Annotated in this window: 13 protein-coding genes and 1 pseudogene; 10 read left to right on the top strand and 4 right to left on the bottom strand. The window is 60.6% G+C overall.

The window, feature by feature from the left end:
* Positions 1-140: 140 nt before the first annotated feature.
* The 5 genes from ERD78_RS02685 (at position 141) to putP (ending at position 6,260) form a co-directional block, all read left to right on the top strand.
* Positions 141-929, top strand: coding sequence for an aldolase (locus tag ERD78_RS02685; protein WP_129967720.1), 789 nt, complete (start codon positions 141-143; stop codon positions 927-929).
* A 12-nt stretch (positions 930-941) separates the two neighbouring features.
* Entirely contained in the window at positions 942-2,030 is a 1,089-nt protein-coding gene (locus ERD78_RS02680; RefSeq protein ID WP_129967719.1) for a TRAP transporter substrate-binding protein, read from the top strand.
* A gap of 96 nt (positions 2,031-2,126) precedes the next feature.
* On the top strand, positions 2,127-2,741 hold the full coding sequence (locus ERD78_RS02675) for a TRAP transporter small permease subunit (RefSeq protein ID WP_129967718.1): 615 nt from the start codon (positions 2,127-2,129) through the stop codon (positions 2,739-2,741).
* Positions 2,742-2,743: 2 nt separating this feature from the next.
* Positions 2,744-4,450 carry a TRAP transporter large permease gene (locus ERD78_RS02670; protein WP_129967717.1) on the top strand — a complete coding sequence of 569 codons (1,707 nt, stop codon included), beginning with the start codon at positions 2,744-2,746 and terminating at the stop codon, positions 4,448-4,450.
* Between the two features lie 310 nt (positions 4,451-4,760).
* Complete coding sequence (putP, locus tag ERD78_RS02665) at positions 4,761-6,260, top strand: sodium/proline symporter PutP (RefSeq protein WP_129967716.1); 1,500 nt, start codon at positions 4,761-4,763, stop codon at positions 6,258-6,260.
* A gap of 169 nt (positions 6,261-6,429) precedes the next feature.
* Here putP and pdxR read toward each other — a convergent pair whose 3' ends face one another.
* Entirely contained in the window at positions 6,430-7,851 is a 1,422-nt protein-coding gene (gene pdxR / locus ERD78_RS02655) for a MocR-like pyridoxine biosynthesis transcription factor PdxR (RefSeq protein ID WP_129967715.1), read from the bottom strand.
* A 106-nt stretch (positions 7,852-7,957) separates the two neighbouring features.
* Between pdxR and ERD78_RS02650 the strand changes: the two genes are divergently transcribed.
* Entirely contained in the window at positions 7,958-8,404 is a 447-nt protein-coding gene (locus ERD78_RS02650; protein WP_245152302.1) for a GNAT family N-acetyltransferase, read from the top strand.
* A gap of 105 nt (positions 8,405-8,509) precedes the next feature.
* Here ERD78_RS02650 and ERD78_RS19700 read toward each other — a convergent pair whose 3' ends face one another.
* Positions 8,510-8,734: a hypothetical protein gene (locus tag ERD78_RS19700; protein WP_167668819.1), complete on the bottom strand. Its 225-nt coding sequence runs from the start codon at positions 8,732-8,734 to the stop codon at positions 8,510-8,512.
* Positions 8,735-8,739: 5 nt separating this feature from the next.
* Here ERD78_RS19700 and ERD78_RS02640 point away from each other — a divergent pair, with 5 nt between their 5' ends.
* Positions 8,740-9,753, top strand: coding sequence for a CaiB/BaiF CoA transferase family protein (locus tag ERD78_RS02640; RefSeq protein WP_129967714.1), 1,014 nt, complete (start codon positions 8,740-8,742; stop codon positions 9,751-9,753).
* A gap of 67 nt (positions 9,754-9,820) precedes the next feature.
* On the opposite strand, the gene metG is transcribed toward ERD78_RS02640, so the two are convergent.
* Both metG and ERD78_RS02630 read right to left on the bottom strand, forming a co-directional pair.
* A complete protein-coding gene (gene metG / locus ERD78_RS02635; protein ID WP_129967713.1) occupies positions 9,821-11,893 on the bottom strand; it encodes a methionine--tRNA ligase in 2,073 nt (690 codons plus the stop codon).
* A gap of 285 nt (positions 11,894-12,178) precedes the next feature.
* Complete coding sequence (locus tag ERD78_RS02630; RefSeq protein ID WP_129967712.1) at positions 12,179-12,433, bottom strand: hypothetical protein; 255 nt, start codon at positions 12,431-12,433, stop codon at positions 12,179-12,181.
* A 167-nt stretch (positions 12,434-12,600) separates the two neighbouring features.
* On the opposite strand from ERD78_RS02630, the pseudogene apbC reads away from it, so the two are divergent.
* From apbC to ERD78_RS02615, 3 genes and pseudogenes are all read left to right on the top strand, one after another.
* A pseudogene (gene apbC, locus ERD78_RS02625) lies at positions 12,601-13,446 on the top strand (iron-sulfur cluster carrier protein ApbC); the annotation flags it as partial.
* Between the two features lie 5 nt (positions 13,447-13,451).
* A complete protein-coding gene (locus ERD78_RS02620; protein WP_129967710.1) occupies positions 13,452-15,236 on the top strand; it encodes an autotransporter assembly complex protein TamA in 1,785 nt (594 codons plus the stop codon).
* Positions 15,233-19,009 carry a translocation/assembly module TamB domain-containing protein gene (locus tag ERD78_RS02615; protein ID WP_129967709.1) on the top strand — a complete coding sequence of 1,259 codons (3,777 nt, stop codon included), beginning with the start codon at positions 15,233-15,235 and terminating at the stop codon, positions 19,007-19,009. The genes ERD78_RS02620 and ERD78_RS02615 overlap by 4 nt, the downstream gene beginning before the upstream one ends.
* Positions 19,010-19,043 lie beyond the last annotated feature (34 nt).

Raw genomic sequence — 19,043 nt, 5'->3', positions numbered from 1 at the left:
AACAATCGGGATTGTATGTTATCGGAGCGAGATATAGGGATAAACCCGATATTGCCCTATTCTCAGATGGGTTATTGTTGGACAACTTGTTGACCTGTGGACACCGGGTATCAAGTGATCTATTTATCAGGACCCATATCATGCAGCCATATACCCCTCAAGAAAAGCACGCCTTGAAAGAGCGTGTCGATCGTGAAATTGAACAGCGCGCCGCGCCGACAGATCAGTGGAATGCCGCACAAAAGATGACGCTGGCGTGTCGCATGCTGGCAGACCAGGGGCATTGGCACAGTGGTCTTGCGGGCCAATTCACTGCCCGAGGCGAAGAGCCGGGCACGTTCTGGACTTTGCCTTTCGGCACAGGCGCGGACGAGGCGCGTGCCAGCGAACTGATACTGATTGACGAGGATCTCCATCCGCTGGACGGGAAGTCTCTGGCAAACCCGGCAAACCGTTTCCATGTGTGGGTATACCGTCATCGCCCCGATGTGCAATGCATTGTGCACACACACCCTCCGGCCACATCGGCGCTGTCCATGGTCGGCGAGCCGTTGGTCGTAGCGCATATGGACGCGACGCCTTTCTTCGAGGACTGCGCCTATTTGCCGGAATGGCCCGGCCTGCCCATTGGCGATGATGAAGGCCAGATCATTTCAGAGGCATTGGGCGACAAGCGCGCGATCCTACTGGCTAATCATGGTCTGTTGACAGTGGGAAAGTCGATTGAAGAGGCCGCCGTGATGGCGCTCTGGCTGGAACAGGTCGCTGCCTTGCAGCTCAAGGCTCGTGCGCTTGGTCCCGTCAAACCGGTGCCCGCTGATCGGGCTCGTGAATCGCATGATTTTCTGGTCAAGCCGCGAATTCTTGAATTGACCTTTGCTTACTTCGCGCGGCGTGTGCTGCGTGAAACGCCCGATTGTCTGGATTAAAAGGAGCCTTCGATGCAACGACGCAAATTCTTGACGCTTGCTGCCAGCACCGCAGGCGTAGCCATTGCCTCGCCGGCTCTCGCACAAAGCGCGCCAACGGTCAATTGGCGTATGCCCAGCAGTTTCCCGCGATCACTGGATACTGTGTGGGGTTCGGCCGAAGTCATAGCGGAGCAGACGTCGGTTTTGACTGATGGGAAATTCACGATTCGGCCCTTTGCCGCCGGCGAGTTGGTGCCGCCCTTGCAGGTTCTGGATGCCGTGCAGAACGGTACGACTGAGTGCGGGCATACTGCAGGCTTCTACTATCTGGGCAAGGAGCCGGCGCTGGTCTTCGACACCGGCGTGCCATTTGGGCTTACCCCACGCCAACAGACAGCCTGGCTTGCCTATGGTGGCGGCAAGGAGTTGATGGAAGAGCTCTATGGCAAGTTCAACGCGATTGTCATGCCCTGCGGGAATACCGGCGCACAAATGGGCGGCTGGTTTAGAAAGGAAATCAAACAGCCGGAAGACTTTAACGGTTTGCGCATTCGCACGCCAGGCCTGTTGAGCATGGTGTACGAGAAGCTCGGCGCAATTCCCCAACAGATTGCCGGCAGCGATATCTATCCGGCGTTGGAGAAAGGGTCCTTGGATGCCGTCGAATGGGTGGGGCCTTACGATGATGAAAAGCTCGGCTTCGCCAAAGTGGCCAAGTACTATTACGGGCCTGGTGTCATGGAGTTGGGGGCCAATTTGGCGTTCAATGTAAATCGCGACAGTTGGGCCAAGCTGCCGCCGCAGTACCAGGCGGCCTTGCGCGCAGCGTGCGCCATTGCCGCTAACGATCTGCTTGCCAAATATGATGCAAAGAACATTCACGCCCTCAAACTGCTGGTGGGCCAAGGCGTGAAGCTCAAGTCTTGGCCGCGCGAGGTGATGGATGCCATGCAGAGTGCGACCAAGGACGTGCTGGAAGATTACAGCGCCAAGGACGAAAGCTTTGCCAAGGTGCTGAAGTCATGGCGGGCCTTCCGTGATGATCAGCTTTTGTGGGCCAGCGTCAACGACGGTACGGCGGAAAGCTATCTGATGGCCACGCGCAAGCAGGGTTTGTAAGCCACTTGCGGTATTGAAACAGCCCGCATGTGTTTGCTGCCCGGCGCAGCAATGCCTGAGGCGTGCCGCCGTTTATTTCCTGAGCCCTATCCAATCATGAAAGCATTTCTCGCGTTGTCGCGGTTGATTGATTCGGTCAATAGCGTTGTTGGGCGTGCGGCGGCATGGCTGATTCTTGTTGCTGTCGTCGTCAGTGCTGCCAATGCGTTGATTCGCAAACTGTTCAGCATGAGCTCCAATGCGTGGCTGGAGCTGCAATGGTATCTGTTTGGCGCGGTGTTTCTTTTGACGGCGGGGTATACGCTGCTTAGGAACGAGCATGTGCGCGTCGACGTCCTGTCACAGCATTTCTCACCGCGTACGCGCATAAAAATTGAAATATTCGGCGTATTGCTGTTCATATTGCCCGCGGCGATAGTCATCATGTGGCTATCGTGGCCCATTTTTGTGGACGCGTTCATTCATAACGAGCAGTCCTCAAATGCCGGAGGGTTGATTCGGTGGCCGGCCAAGCTGTTGATTCCGGTTGGTTTTGCGCTGCTGGTCGCCGCGGCTGTTTCTCATTTGATCAAATGCGTTGCTTATCTGTTGGGGTTATGCGCCGATCCCACTCAGGTTGCCGATAGCGAGTCGAGCGAGCTACAGCTCGCTGACGAAATCAGCCGCATTGCGACGCAATCCGAACGGGCTTCGCCTCGCGGGAAGTCCTGAGCATGGAAGCTTTTTTCCTGGCCAATATTGCGCCGATCATGTTCTGCACGCTGGTCGTGTTGCTGTTGACGGGCCTGCCCGTGGCGTTTTCGCTGGCTGCCAATGGCATGCTGTTTGGCCTGATCGGCATCGAAATGGGCCTGATACCGGTGGCATTGTTTCAGGCGCTGCCGCAGCGCGTATTTGGTGTCATGGCAAACGACACATTGCTGGCGGTGCCCTTTTTTACCTTCATGGGCCTGATCCTTGAACGCTCGGGAATGGCGGAGGATCTGCTTGAAACGGTGGGACAGTTGTTTGGGCCGCTACGAGGCGGTCTGGCGATTGCGGTGGTGCTGGTGGGGGCGTTGCTTGCAGCGACAACCGGGGTGGTATCCGCCTCCGTCATCTCGATGGGTCTCATTTCCTTGCCTATCATGTTGCGCTACGGCTATGACCGCCGCCTCGCGACAGGTGTCATCGCCGCATCGGGAACGCTTTCGCAGATAATCCCGCCGTCGATAGTGCTTATTGTCCTTGCCGACCAGTTGGGGCGTTCCGTGGGCGATATGTACAAAGGCGCTTTTGTTCCGGGCGCATTGCTCACGGGCCTGTATGTTTTATATGTGGTGATCGTTGCGATACTGCGGCCCAAGGCGGCGCCTGCCATACCGCCGGAGGACAGGAATTTTGTCGAGCCCAGCGGCAGCCACGGCATTCCCTCCCTGCTGGCCTTGATGTCAGTGGCGGTGTTGGCCTCAGTGGCGGGCGTCAACATGTTCTTGCCTGGCAGCGCCCATATAGACGAGCTTATCGTCACCGGTGTGTTGATCTGGGGCTGCACGGCTTTTGTATGTGCGCTGCTGAATAAGTATTTGCGCTTGGGCTTGTTGTCGCAGATTGCCGAACGTGTCACGTTCGTGATGATACCGCCGCTGGCATTGATATTTCTGGTGCTGGGAACTATTTTCATTGGCGTTGCTACCCCGACAGAGGGAGGCGCCATGGGCGCGGTGGGGGCGCTGATCATGGCGATTTCCCGGAGGCGTCTGAGCTGGTCGCTGTTAAGTCAGGCCGTCAACAAAACCGCTGCGCTGACATGTTTTGTGGTCTTTATCTTGATTGGTTCATCCGTCTTCAGCCTGTCTTTCCGCGCGGTTAACGGTGATCTGTGGGTGGAAGATCTGCTGATTGGCCTGCCGGGCGGTGAAATGGGTTTCCTGATCGCGATCAGCGTTCTGACGTTCGGCCTCGCATTCTTTCTGGATTTCTTCGAGTTGGCATTTATTGTCATACCTTTGATCGGGCCGGTTGCCGACAAGATGGGCATCGATCTGATTTGGCTCGGGGTGCTGCTGGCTGTCAATATGCAGACGTCCTTTATGCATCCACCTTTTGGTTTCGCGCTATTCTATTTGCGCTCGGTCGCGCCCAAGGATGACTACACGGACAGAGTTAGCGGCCAGCGCATAAAAAGAGTGACCACGGGCGAGATCTACTGGGGCTCGGTTCCCTTTATCGTGCTGCAGATCATCATGGTTATGGCCGTGCTGGCCTTTCCCGGCATGGTGACCCATTACAAGGCGGGCCGCGTCGCGGTGGATGTCGAGAGCGTTGAAATCGACACGTCGTCGTTCGGGAATTTTGGCAGGACCAGGCCTGCCGGCTCGGACAGCGGCCCGCTGTCGGGCTCGTCTCCAGCGCCGGACTTGAATGCGCTGTTCGAGTAAACGTTGCCCTTTTTCCCAGGCTTGAAGACGAGTGCGGGGGCAGATGTCGCCCGATAACTGGATGTGTTGCTGTTATCCAACATGCATTGAAAATTTTGCATGAGCGGCTACTTGTGGTAGTGTGCCGCGATAGCAGTCAGTATCGGTTTATGCGGCACCAATACAACGGCAAGCTGATCAGCACAAGATAGCGCAAGCCGTGACAGCAGAGAATCAAATTGTATGACTGCGCAGCTAATCCCAGTGAACAGCGCGCGATATCGCACAGATGCGAGCTGGGCCGACAGGGTGTAAACCAGGGAGTCGCGTCATGGCGGTTGGTGTCTGGATCAGTTTGGGTCTGTACTTTTTATTGATGCTTGCGATCGGCTTTTATGCCATGCGCCAGGCTACATCGTCGTCGCAGCAATACCTGCTTGCCGATCGGGGTTTGAATCCGGCGGTTGCGGCATTGTCTGCGGGCGCCTCGGACATGAGCGGCTGGCTGCTGCTGGGTTTACCGGGGGCGATTTTCATTGCGGGCCTACAGGAAGCATGGATTGGCATAGGCTTATGGTGCGGAGCACTCGTTAACTGGATCGTGGTGGCACCCCGGCTACGCGAGCAGACCGAGCGTTACGACAATGCATTGACGATACCGGCTTTTTTGGCCAGCCGCTTTCCCACAAGAGCCATGGCATTGCGCGTAGTATCAGCGGTGGTCATCGTGGTCTTTTTCGTGGTTTATACAGCATCGGGCCTGGTCGCGGGCGGCAAGCTGTTTGATATGGCCTTTAGCGGCCTGTTCAACATTGGCGGCCTTAGCGATTATCAAACCGGCGTTTGGCTGACGCTGATCATCGTCCTGATCTACACCTCCGTTGGCGGCTTCCTGGCTGTCAGCCTGACCGACTTCGTGCAGGGATGCATCATGATGCTGGCACTGGTCATCATGCCTGTCGTGGTCCTGTATGGGCAGGGCGGCGGTGGCCTGGCCCAGGCCACGGAAACGCTGTCCAGCATTACCGAGCCGGCTGGCTATCTTTCATGGACACAGGGCTTGACGTTTGTCGCGTGGCTGTCCGCGGTTGCCTGGGGATTGGGCTATTTTGGGCAGCCGCATATCATCGTTCGATTCATGGCTGTGCGATCAGTCAAGGACGTGCCAGCCGCGCGCAACATCGGCATGGCCTGGATGTTTATTTCTCTCTTCGGTGCGATTGCCATGGCTGTATTCGGGCGTGCCTATGCCATCCGCAATGGCCTGGAGATCCAAGACCCGGAAACAATCTTCATCGTCCTTGCGAATTTGTTGTTTCATCCGCTGATTACGGGCTTTCTTTACGCCGCGCTACTGGCGGCCGTCATGAGCACGATCTCGAGCCAGTTACTGGTGTCGTCTTCGTCCTTGGTCGAGGACTGCTACCGCTTGTTCCTGAACAAGGAGGCCACGGAAAAGCAAAGTGTGAATGTGGGCCGCATCAGTGTGGTTGCGGTTGGCATTGTGGCCGCCATCATTGCGCGCAATCCCGATTCCGAGGTGCTTACGCTGGTCAGCCATGCATGGGCGGGCTTCGGCGCGGCCTTCGGGCCTCTGGTGATTCTCGCACTGACCTGGCGCCGAATGTCTGGCGCGGGTGCTGTCGCCGGCCTGCTGGCAGGCGCTGTGACGGTCATTATCTGGATAGGTATGGGCTGGAATAACAGCTTCCTGGGCGGAGACGGCGTCTACGAGATCATTCCGGGTTTTATCGTATCCTGGATCGCGATCTATGCCGTCAGCCTGATGACGCAAAGCCAGGGCGAATTCCGGGCTGTGGAAAGCGCCTGAATGGCGGACACTCGTTTGCGACGCCAGCGGGTGTTTTCCGGAAGGCGATTGCCAGGCGGTTGAAGCCGTTCATCAAGCAGATGGCGTAAGTCAGGTCTGCCAGTTCGCGGTCGCTGAAGTGGCTTTGTGTAGCGTCGGGTGCACCGGCCTGGGCCATGAGAGCCCGGCATCACACCAGCCGCAGTATCCGCTGGGCCAGCGACCGGGCCATGGCTTCGGACGCCACGTTGGTGAAGTTCAGCAGCAGCGCCGGGCTGATCTCCACGTGTTGTGCCCAGTTGGACAGTGCATGTGCGTACAGGCCATCTTTGCGCATGCGTTGCGCAAGCACTGTGTCGTCGATGTGCGGCAGCAGTTGGAGGATGAGATGCATGCCGCCAGGCTGGGGCACGACTCGGGCAAGATGTCCCAGTATCGCGGACAGGCCTGCTGCCGTGGCAGTTCTTCGTTCGCCATAGAGCTTGCGCATGCGCTGGATGTGGCGCCCGAAGTGTCCTTCGGTGATGAAGGACGTTACGATGGCCTGATGCAGGGCTGGAGCGCTGTCTGGATTGCTCTGGACGATATGCCGGAAGCGCTCGATTTCGTTTTCCGGCACGACGAGGTATGCCAGTCGTATTCCCGGATACAGAACCTTGCTGAAAGTGCCGGCATAGAGCACGCGCCCTTCGCGATCCAGGCTCTTCAGGGCTGGAAGCGGTCGGCTGGCATAGCGGTATTCGCCGTCGTAGTCGTCTTCGATAATCCAGGCATTTTCCCGGGAGGCCCAGTCAAGCAATGCGAGCCGGCGCGGCAAGGAAAGGGACACGCACAGCGGGCTTTGGTGTGCAGGTGTGACTACCGCTGCTCGGGCATGCCCTGCGGATCTGATTCCCTCGGTCACGCGCAGCCCGTCTTGATCCACGGGCACTGGCCTGATGTGCAGCCGCGCGTGCGTGAGCAGCGCTCGCGTCATGGGATAGCCCGGATCCTCCATCCATACCTGGTCGCCTTCATGCAGCAAAGCCTGAATGATCAGGCGCAAGGTTTGACTGTATCCGGAGGTGATGATGATTTGCGCCGGCATGCAATGTATGCCGCGGGATACCTGGAGGTAGGCGGCAATCTCGCGGCGCAGGTCGGCCAGGCCATGCAGCGGAGGGTAGGCCATGTCTATGGGGTGCATGGCACGCAGATGGCGCGCGCCAAGCCGGGCCCATATTTTCCTGGGAAACGCATCCAGGGCGGGCAGCCCCAGTTGGAAGGGGAGAAGGGCAGTGGGCGAGGAAGCCGTCTGTTCCGCGGGAGCGGGGGCAGCGGATATGTGTTTGGGCGAACGCGCATGAATGGCGAGGCCGGGTGTCACGATGGTACCTGCCTGGCCTCTGGCTTGTACGTAGCCTTCGGCGGCAAGTACGGCATAGGCGGTTTCTACCGTACCTCGGGCCAGGCCAAGGTCCTTGGCCAATGCCCGAGCCGACGGAATGCGGTCGCCGGGCTTCAGTACGCCGCTGGAGATGGCCCTGCGGAAGCGGTCGTAGATCTGGCGGTACAGCGGATCGGTGGACTGCTGATCCAGGGCTGCAAGCGCATCGAGATGGGGCGAAGACATGGCCTACTTGATTAGATTGTTCATGGCTCTTTCTATTATGGCATCACCTGCTTACCATGGGGTGCTTTCAGGGCGCCGCCGCCCGCAATACTCTGGAGCCGCAAAAGTGACTGACATTGTTCTGAAGCATATCGAGACGGACGAAGCGCTGACTGCCTGCTTTCCGGTAATGCAGCAATTGCGCCCGGCTCTTCAAGGCCCGGAAGACTTCATTGCGCGCGTGCGCCGTATGCAAGGCGATCATTACCGGATTCTTGCCGCATGGCACGACGGCGTGCCGCTGGCCCTGGCGGGCTACCGGCTTCAGGAAAACCTGATCTACGGGCGGTTTCTTTATGTCGATGATCTGGTCACAACGCAGGCCAGCCGCGGGCAGAATCTGGGTGCCAGGCTGCTGGCCGAACTCGATGGCATCGCCATGCGCCTGGGCTGCGTGAAACTGGTGCTGGATACGGGGCTTGCGAACGCGCTGGCGCAGCGGTTTTACTTCCGGCAAGGCCTGCTGACAGGCGCCATGCGCTTCAGCAAGGTGCTCGAGGGGGTTCATGGATGAAGATTCTCCACATAAGCTGCAGCCCTCGCGGCAGCGAAGCCAAAAGCTACCGGCTTGCCGAAGTGGTTATGGGCCATTTGCTTGCGCGGCATCCCGATGCAAGCATTATGCGTCGCGAATTGGTTCCTGCCGCCTTATCTGACCGCTGTCCTGAATACCATGGGTCTGGTCGATATCACCTTCTTTTCCGTGGAAGGAACGGCGCGCGGAGGCGATGAGTTGGCGTATGCGCGGAGCAAGGCGCACGGTTTTGTGACGGAGCATTTTCACCCCTTGCATGCTATGGTTTGCCTCGAACAGCCATAAAATTGAAATCGGATCGAGGAGCATAACGGATGGGGCCTTTGAATGGAATCGAGGTTATTGAGTTTGCAGGCATAGGGCCTGCGCCTTTTGCCTGCATGCTGCTGGCGCAGATGGGAGCGCGGGTGCTGCGTATTTCACGGCCGAATCATGTGGTGTCTGTGGGCAGCCGCGCAACCATTGCGGGACGCGAGGAGATCGATATCGATCTCAAGAGCGAAGCGGGCATGGAGGCGGTTCGCCAGCGTATTGCACAGGCCGATGTGCTGGTGGAAGGCTTTCGGCCCGGCGTGATGGAGCGGCTGGGGCTCGGCCCCGATGCGTGTTTCAAGCTGCGCCCCTCGCTGGTTTATGGCCGCATGACGGGTTGGGGGCAGGACGGCCCCATGAGCGGGATGGCAGGGCACGATATCAATTACATTGCCGTGACGGGCGCGCTGGCCGCGATTGGAGAGCCAGGCCGCAAGCCGTCGCCGCCTTCCAATCTGGTGGGTGATTTCGGCGGCGGAGCGCTCTACCTGGCGATGGGCATCGCCGCCGCCTTGGTCGATGCCCGGGCGAGCGGGCGTGGGCGTGTGGTGGATGCCGCCATTGTGGACGGCACGTTGTCGATGCTGACCGGCGCCTTTGGCATTATGGCGGCAACAGGCAACAGAAACGAGCGTGGCACCTCCATGCTCAATGGCGGCACGCCCTGGTATGACACCTACGAGACCTCCGATGGTGGCTATATGTCTCTGGGCGCGATCGAGCCGCACTTCTATCGTCTATTTTGCGAGAAGGCCGGGCTGGAGCCCGAGTGGATTGAAGCGCAGCATGATACGGAACGCTGGCCAGCCTTGCGCGCCCGGCTGGAGGCGCTGTTTCGCACGCGGACCCGGGAAGATTGGGCCAAGTGCTTTGACGGCACCGACGCGTGTTGTGTACCCGTGCTGACGCTGGACGAAGCAGTACAGCATCCTCATTTGCGGGCGCGCGGCGCATTTCAGGACCGGGACGGACATCCCTGGCCTGTGCCGGCGCCGCGGTTCACGGAGGCGCCTTGAGGCGCCATCCTGGCAAGGTACGGACCGCCTCGCCGTGAAGCGGCGCGGTTGTGTGCGGCCTGCCTTCCTAGCTGATGCGCATGCCCGGCTTTGCGCCAGGCCAGGGTTCAAGAATGTAGAGCCCGCTGTCGGTTTTGCTGTCGGCGTGGCTTGCGGCCAGCACCATGCCTTCGGACACGCCGAAGCGCATTTTGCGCGGAGCCAGGTTGGCCACCAGCACAGTCAGTTTGCCCTTGAGGTCTGACGGTGCGTAAGCGGACTTGATGCCCGAGAATACCTGGCGATGGCGGCCCTCGCCGACATCCAGGGTAAGCCGCAGTAGTTTGTCGGAGCCTTCGACCTCTTCGCATTCGACGATTTGCGCAACGCGCAGGTCGATCTTGCCAAAGTCCTTGATATCGATGGTGTCGGCAATAGCTTCGCCGCCGGGCGTGGGGACGGGCTGCTCGGGCGGCTCGAACAGGTCATCCAGCATCTTGGGCTCGACCCGCTGCATGAGATGCTTGAAGGGTGCGATATGACGGGGCAGTACGCCCGCATCGGCCCACAGAAAGGCGCGCGCTTCGCCAAAGAGTTCGCGCGCCACACGATCGGCTAGCGCCGGCAATACCGGCGTCAACATGACGGTCAAGGCCTTGAAGCCCGCCAGCGCACGCGAGCAGATATTCTGCAGGCCCGCTTTCTGCTCGTCGCTTGCGCTTGCGAGGCCTTTGGCCAGCACCCATGGCTGGGCAGCGTCGAATGCCTGGTTGATCTGGTCGGCATGCGCCATGATACGCCGTATGGCGCGCCCATATTCGCGCAGTTCGAAATCCTTGCGGATATCGTCGGCGATCTGCCTCTGTTCGGCGGCAAGCGCCTGCTCGTCGCCGATGTAGCTCAGCTTGCCGTCGAAGTGGCGGCTGATGAAGTTGGCGGCGCGGCTGGCAATGTTGACATACTTGCCCACCAGGTCGCTGTTGACGCGAGCGATGAAATCCTGCGGATTGAAATCCAGATCTTCCACACGGGCATTGAGTTTGGCGGCCATGTAATAGCGCAGCCATTCGGCGTTCATGCCTATGTCCAGATAGCGTATCGGCGATATGCCGGTGCCGCGGCTCTTGGACATTTTCTCGCCGCTGACGGTGATGAACCCATGCACATGCAATCCGTCGGGTGTCTTGCGGCCCGAGAACTTGAGCATGGCCGGCCAGAACAGAGCGTGGAAGTACACGATGTCTTTGCCGATAAAGTGTACCTGCTCGGTATCGCCTTCCGGATCGAGCAGGGCGTCGAAATCGATGCCCTGTTTTTGACAGTAGGCTTTGAGTGAAGCGAGGTAGCCTACCGGTGCGTCGAGCCATACATAGAAGTACTTGCCGGGCGCATCGGGGATGGGGATGCCGAAATAGGGCTCGTCGCGGGAAATGTCCCAGTCGGCCAGGTTGGCATCGCTGTCCGCTTCGCCGCTGCCCAGCCATTCGCGGGTCTTGGCCAGGACTTCGGCCTGGAGACGCTTCTGGCCATTGGCGTTGCTGCCGGTGGTCCAGTCCTGAAGGAACTGCACACAGCGCGGGTCAGACAAGCGAAAGAAGAAGTGTTCGGACGTCTTGAGGACCGGACGCGCCCTGGTTAGCGTGGAATAGGGTTCGATGAGATCGGTGGGTGCATAGACGGCACCGCAGACCTCGCAGGCATCGCCGTACTGGTCCTTGGCATGGCAGCGTGGACACTCGCCCTTGATGTAGCGGTCAGGCAGAAACATTCCTTTGACCGGATCGAAGAATTGCTCGATGCTGCGGGTGTAGATGAAATCGGCGGCCTTGAGCTTGCGATAGATGTCCTGGGACAGCGCGATATTCTCGGCTGAATCGGTGCTGTGCCAATGGTCGAAGCGGATGTGAAAGCCATCCAGATACTGTGGCCGTTCGCCGGCATAGCGCGCCACCAGCGCCTGGGGCGTGATGCCTTCGCTTTCAGCCTTGAGCATGATGGGGGCGCCGTGCGCATCGTCGGCACCCACGAAATGCACGGTGTGCCCCGCCATTCGCATCGCGCGCACCCAGATGTCGGCCTGGATGTATTCCATGATATGGCCGATATGAAAGGATCCGTTGGCGTAGGGTAGTGCGGTGGTGACGAAAATCGTGCGCGGCATGTTGTGGCGTAAGCGGTGAATGAGTGGAATGGGCGCGAAGCGCAAAAGACCGATTTTAGGGTTTTCGCGGAGATCATGCTTGGGAAGGGCGCGGGTGTGAACAGCCGACGGCAAGTGCGACGGGAGAGTGCCGCATGCCAGACATAGGACGCGGCCGGCAAAAAAGCGCCGGCCAGCCTGGTTGTCAAACGTCAGGAATCGTGAATTTTCGGCGCTGGCGGCGTTGGCTTACAACTCAGCACAAATGCTTACGACCGTATCAAAAGGGTTGTTTGCCCTTTACGCCTAGTGGATTTCGCGCATTTCCACGTCGGTGACATCTTTATTGTGAAAGACCGGCCCTCTCGCGCGAGGCGCTGCGCTGCGCCGTTCTTCCCAGTAGGCGCGTACGCCGAAAGGGCGGCCCTTGATGCGGGCGACGACATACAGAATGCCCACAGCGATCGCCGTGGAAACCATGAAAACAAAGGCCATGACCATGCCGAAGATGGCAAGGACAAAAAACAGTATGCCGCGGATAATCTGATTAAATATATTCATACGTAGTTGGATCCCCGTCAGGGAAAATGATTCATGTAATCCGCTATAGTTACCACTGTACCCCGAGCGCGCCCCCGGCACAACGGTAAACGGCCCGATCGGAAACCTGTTGAAACCGCCGCGACGCCCCGCGCGCCGTTCTGAATGACATACTAACCATTATGCAGATAGTCAGCCATGCCGTCCAACCCGGCCTGAGGCCCATGTCCAACGTGCGCAATATCATTGCGGTGGCATCGGGCAAGGGCGGAGTCGGCAAAAGCACAACCGCCGTCAATGTGGCTCTCGCCCTGTCACGCCAGGGCGCGCGCGTGGGTTTGCTGGATGCCGATATTTACGGGCCCAGCGTGCCCATTATGCTTGGCCTGTCGGGCAAGCCCAAGAGCAATGATGGCAAGACCATGGAGCCGCTGGTGGGCCACGGCCTGCAGGCCAATTCCATTGGCTTTCTCATCAACGACAATTCGCCGGCGATCTGGCGTGGGCCCATGGTTACGCAGGCCGTGCAGCAATTGCTGAATCAGACCAACTGGGATGATCTCGATTATCTGATCGTCGACATGCCCCCCGGCACCGGCGATATTGCCCTGACAATGGCGCAGAAAGTGCCGTTGGCCGGCGCCATTATCGTCACGACGCCGCAGGATCTGGCGCTGGCGGACGCCCGCAAGGGCCTGCGCATGTTTCAGAAAGTGGACGTGGCGGTGCTGGGCGTGGTCGAAAACATGTCCACGCATGTCTGCAGCCAGTGTGGTCATGTCGAACCCATATTCGGCGAACACGGAGGCCAGAATCTGGCGAAGGAGTATCAGGTGCCCTGGCTCGGCTCCCTGCCTCTGATGATGAGTATCCGCACGCAGACGGATTCGGGCACACCCAGCGTCGTGGCCGAGCCGGACGGCGATGTTGCGCGGGCCTACATGGACATCGCGGCGCGCCTGGCCGAATGTGTTGCCAATCTGCCGCCCGACCGTTCGGCTCAGGGGCCCACCGTCATTGCGCGCAAGCGCTGAGCTGCATGCGCAGAGTTGCAGCCTCAGCTCTGCTTCTGGTTGCCGGGTTGGCCCAGGCAGCGCCGGATGTACATGGCCGGCGCCCCGAAGTCGTCATCGATCCGGGCGGCGTGCCGCCTGAGGCCCTGCAGGCGATCAATGGCGCGGTGGAGGCCATAACGCGCCTGGCCGAGGACCAGGATGGCGGCGAAGTGACGCGCCTGCGGCGGCGCGCGCATGACGCCACCGTTTCGGCCCTGGAAACCCAGGGTTATTTCTCTCCCGTTGTAACGCTGGAGGTGGGCGAGGACATCGGCGGCGAAACCTGGGACATCATTATCGAACCGGGCAAGCGCACGACCGTGCGCGATGTGGACATCCAATTCAAGGGCCAGATCAGCCAACCTGAGTTCAAGACACGTCTGATAGGCCTGAGGCACGACTGGGAACTGGTGGCGGGCGATGTGTTCATCAACGAGGAATGGGGCAACGCCAAGACCGCCTTGCTGGACGGCGTGAGCCGCAAGGATTTCTATTTTGCGCGCTATGACACCACGCGCGCGACCGTGGATGCGGAGCAAGCCAGGGCCGATCTTTTTCTGAAGGTGGACAGCGGCCCACGCGTGCGCATGGGGCCCATGACGGTCACGGGGCTCAAGCGTGTGCCGGAAAAGCTGATACACCGCTATATCCACTACACGCCGGGAGATCCATACGATCAGGACCGCCTGGACGAGTGGCAGCAGGCGCTACAGTCCACCTCTTTTTTCCGGGGCGCGTTTGTCACTTTGAGCCAGGACGAGGCCGCGCGCACGCAGTTGCCGGACGGTGAGGTGCAGTTGCCCGTGCGGGTGCAGGTATCCGAGGCTCCGGCGCGGCGCACGGCTTCTTCCATCGGCGCGGACAGCGACCACGGCGTGCGCGTGGAGGGTTTGTACCGGCAGAATGTGGTGTTTGGCCAGCCGGTATGGATAGAAACCGGGGCCGGCGTCGACAAAGATCGCCAGCGCGCTTTTTTCGATGTCTATCTGCCGCCGTCGCTCAGCGGTCACCAGGACAGCGTGGGGGTGCTGTACGAGCACTCCGACATCGAGGGACTTGAAAACAGCCGTGTAGGGCTTGGCTTCAAGCGCACCAAGGCTTGGAAGGCGGGTGGCGCAAGCCGGGTCGACTACGAGTCGGAATGGGGCCTGGTGGCGGCGCACGACGACGTGCACATCAGCGGAGGCTACGGCTACGAGGTGCCCACGCTGACGGCGACGTACCGGCTGCTTCGCCGGGATGTGGACAAGAAATATGATCCGCGCGAAGGCAATCTGATCGAACTTGGTCTGGGTGCGGGTGTCACATTAGACAAGGGGGAGCCCTTCCAGCGCGCGGGCTTGCGGGTGCAGAAGTGGTGGCCGGTGGGCAAGCGCGACGTATTGACCCTGCGCGGCGAGGTGGGGCGCGTGTGGTCCCAGACCGACCGCCTTCCCTATGACTTCGGCTATCGCACCGGCGGGGCCCGCACCATACGCGGCTACCGCTACCAGAGCATAGGCCGCGAAGTGGGTGACGCCGTGGTCGGCGCCTACTCGATGGTGGTGGGCAGCGTGGAGTACACGCACTATTACACAGAGAGTCTGGGCATGAATCTGTTTGTCGATGTGGGCGATGCATCACAGACATTCAGCGGCATGGACTGGCATCTGGGCTATGGCGCGGGCCTGGCGGTACGCACGCCTGCCGGCCCTTTTTTCGTTGACCTGGCCTATGGCCAGCGAGACAAGAAACTGCGTTTGCATTTTTCCCTGGGTATTGCGTTTTGATACGTGCCAAGCGCTGGCTTAGGTCAGTTTTCATCTGGGTGGGGCCTATCGTTGTGCTGCTGCTGGCAGTATTGGCGGGATTCGGCTATTGGGTGCTGGCGACGCCTTCGGGGACGCGATGGGCGCTGGTGACGGCTGCGCAGCCTTTTGGCGCGACAGTGAAAGGCGTGTCGGGCACGGTGTGGCATGGGCTGCGCGTAGGTAAAGTGGATGTGGCGCTGCCCGATCTGACATTGCATTTGGATGACATCAGCCTGCAGGCGCAGTGGCGCGAGCTGCTGGAAGGCAGGCTGCATGTGCGGCGACTGTCGGCCGGCCTGGTCAAGGTGGATCTGGCGAGCGGGCCCAAGAAAGCGCAGCCTTCCGAGCCCTTCAGCATGCCGCAACTGCCGCTGCGGGTCGCCGTCGACAAGCTGGCGCTCGGCAGACTCGAGTTGAGCCAGGATGGCGAGCCTATACCAGTGGACATTGGTGGCCTGGCGACTTCCGTGTATCTGGACAACGAGGGCGGCCAGCTCCGTCTGGAGAACCTGGATGTGGGCAATACGCAAATGCGTGCCTCGCTGGAAGGCGAGGCCCGGGTACGTGCCTTGCAGGATCCCTGGCCCATGGACATCGAACTGGTCACAGTCGCATCGGGGCTGACAGACGACTCACCTTTGTGCGCACGCAATTATCTTTCGACGCTGCCGCCCGAACAGAAGGCCGCTGTGGAGAAAGCGGCCGGGACGCCGGCGGATATATCCCAGACCGGCGCGTCCCACCGTGTGAAGCCGGCACGGGCGGAAGGCAAGCCAGGCGAATCCAACCGGCCAGCGCGCGAAATGGCTGCGCCGGAGGCACCCGGCGCGGCAAAGCTGGCCGTACCGGTTGGCTGCGAGCTGAAGCTGGACACCAGGGTGCGCGGCAATCTGGATCGTCTGGAGGTAATGCTTGATGGGGCGGGCCAAGGGATGAAGGCGCAGGTGCAGGCCGTCGTCACGCCGCGCGCCGCCTTTCCCTTGCAGCATGCCGTAGCGGATATCCAGCTTGCGGACGGTTCGGCACTGAAAGGCGACGTCAACTGGGAAACCGAGCCGTCCGGCGGCGGAGTGCGCGATCGGCTGGCTGGCACGCTGTCTGCGAGCAAACTCGATATAGGCCAGCTGGCGGGCGGCATCATTCCCGACGCTGTGCTGACCATGCAGTCGAAATTCGACATCGCACTGAAGGACCGGCAAGCGCTCGAGCGTGCCGAGCTGGACATCACATTCGCCAAGGGGTCGACCTGGAACCGGCAGGCGCTGGCCGGCCACTTCGGCGCCCAGGTGGTCAGCGATGCGCTTGTACAGCCCGCTTCCGGCGCGACCAGCGCACCTGCTTCGGCGTCGTCCGGCGCGAGCTCATCGGCGGACGATGTGTCTTCCGGCACGGTTGCTACGGACGGACCCATGTGGCAGTCCTTGCGACTTGCCGCGCTGGATATGGATGTGGTTCTGGGCAAGAATCATCTCAAAGCCAAGGGGTCACTGGGCCAGGCAGACAGCCGGCTTGATCTGGACCTGTCCGCGCCGCAACTGTCCGCGTTCTGGCCCGGCTTGCCGGGCGCCGCCGCGCTGCGCGGTGCCGTCACGGGCTCGCTGGCGCGCCACAAGGCCGATCTGACGGCCAGGTACACGCTTGAGCATGTTGCCAAAGGCTCGCTGGGCGAAGGGCCGTTCGAAGCGCATCTGGCTGTGGATGGCGGCTGGGGTCGTGGTGCCGGCGGTACAGAGCCCGAAGGCTGGCGCGGCGTGCTGAACGCGCTGGATGCCAGCCATGCAGGAATGGCCTTGCGCTCCCGCGGTGCGATTCCTGTGTCTTTTGTGCCGGGGGCAACTGCGCCGGCCTGGCAATGGCAGGTGGGCCAGGGGCAAATCGCGCTCATGCTGGACGGGCGATCGCTGTTTGTGCTTGACCACACGCGGTCGCGTGGCGGCGGCGGCAGGTGGGAGACACAAGGGGCGGTCGGCAAGCTGGTGCTTTCGCCTTCCATCATTGATACGGTGCGCCAGAAGCTGGGCTTGGCGCCCGCAAAGAGCAAGGACGAGGAGCGTGGCGGAGTCAAGGTCCGCAATGAAAAGCGCCCCAGGACCAGTGAAATCACCCTGGGCCTGGACTGGAATCTGCGGTTTGATGGCGTGCTTGAGGGGGAGGCCCATGTCAAGCGGCTTGCGGGTGATTTGATGGTGCCCGCCGAACCGCCGTTCCCGCTAGGCCTGAAGACGCTCGCAATTGACCTGCGCGCGAAAAAGGCCGGTGCGGCGAGCAGCGCACTGACAGCGACGCTGAATCTGTCGACCGACCGCAAGGGCAGCATCAAGGCCACGGCGGCCACGCTGCTGCATGCCGATGGCGGGCGTCTGTACCTGAATCCCAAGGATAGCAAGAAGATCAGCCTGGATGCCGATATCGGCGACTTGGATTGGCTCAGTCTGTTTACAGGCGATGCCATGGAGTTTGGCGGGTCGTTGCACGCAAAACTCGATGTGGAAGGGCGGCCCGACGGCACCTGGAACAGCAACGGCGCGCTCCAGGGCGCCAATCTGAAAATCGTGCGCATAGACGACGGCATACGCCTGCTGGATGGCACGCTGGCTGCCCATGTCGAAGACAATATTCTGGTGTTGGACAAGCTGACCTTTCCGGCCCGGCTGCGCGCCAAGCCCAAGGAGTGGCGGACAGCCACATGGGTCAGCGAGAATCCCGACGCGCAGGGCGGCAGCCTGACGCTGACCGGCCATTGGGATCTCTTTGCTTCCAAAGGCATTATCAACGCGGATCTCTACCGCTATCCCATTTTGCAGCGTGCCGATCGCTACGCCATGATTACAGGCAAGCTCTCCCTGGACGCCGAGTTGCCGCGTGTGGCGATCTCCGGGGGCATCACAGCCGATGCAGGGTGGTTCGACCTGGACATGCTGGGCGGCATCCCCACCGTGGACGGCGATGTGGTCGTGGTGCACCCGGGCGATGAGCAGAAGGAGGCCAGCGTGCCCATGGATGTTTCCATGGAACTGGACGTGGATCTGGGGCCGCGCTTCTACCTGACAGGCTACGGTGTGAACTCCGGCCTGATCGGAAAGATGCACATCAGTATGCGCGGCGACAAGATATCGGCCATGGGAGCGCTGCATACGCGCGGGGGCGCCATCGAGACCTACGGACAGCGGCTGCAGCTGCGCCGGGGCACTATCACTTTCCAGGGCGACATCACCAGTCCCATTCTCGATATAGAGGCGCTGCGAACAGGGCTTGCCGTAGAGGCCGGCGTGAGAGTGGCGGGAACCGCAAAGCGTCCGCGCATTGATCTCATATCCTATCCGGCCGTCAGCGAGATCGAGAAGCTGTCGTGGCTGTTGCTGGGACATGGGCCCGACGAGTCGGGTGGCGACATCGCGCTGCTGTTTTCGGTGGGATCATCGTTCTTGAGCGACGGCGAACCCTTCTACCGCAAGTTCGGGATCGACGAGGTGTCGATGCGCTCGGGCGAGTTGGGCGGCGCAGGCAGCGTACTGCCCACCGATACGGTCGTCAAGGGCGTGGAAAGTGGCGTCAGCGACATAGAAAACCGCTTTGTGCAGGTCAGCAAGGGCCTGGGCTATGGCGTGACGCTCAGTCTGCGGCAGGCGCTGGCCGACACGGGTACGGTGGCCCACCTGAGCTACAAGCTGACACGGCGCCTGACGGCCGAGCTGAGCGTTGGGACAGTGAACGGCCTGGCGCTGGTGCACCGCTGGTTTTCGCGCGACTAGCCATGCAATGTGCATGATTCCCGGCACAGGGGGG

It is taken from the genome of Allopusillimonas soli (assembly GCF_004153445.1).
In the GTDB taxonomy this organism is placed as follows: Bacteria; Pseudomonadota; Gammaproteobacteria; order Burkholderiales; family Burkholderiaceae_B; genus Allopusillimonas; species Allopusillimonas soli.
Note: the sequence above shows the minus strand (reverse complement) of the source record. Positions and strands in the feature narration are given on the sequence as shown.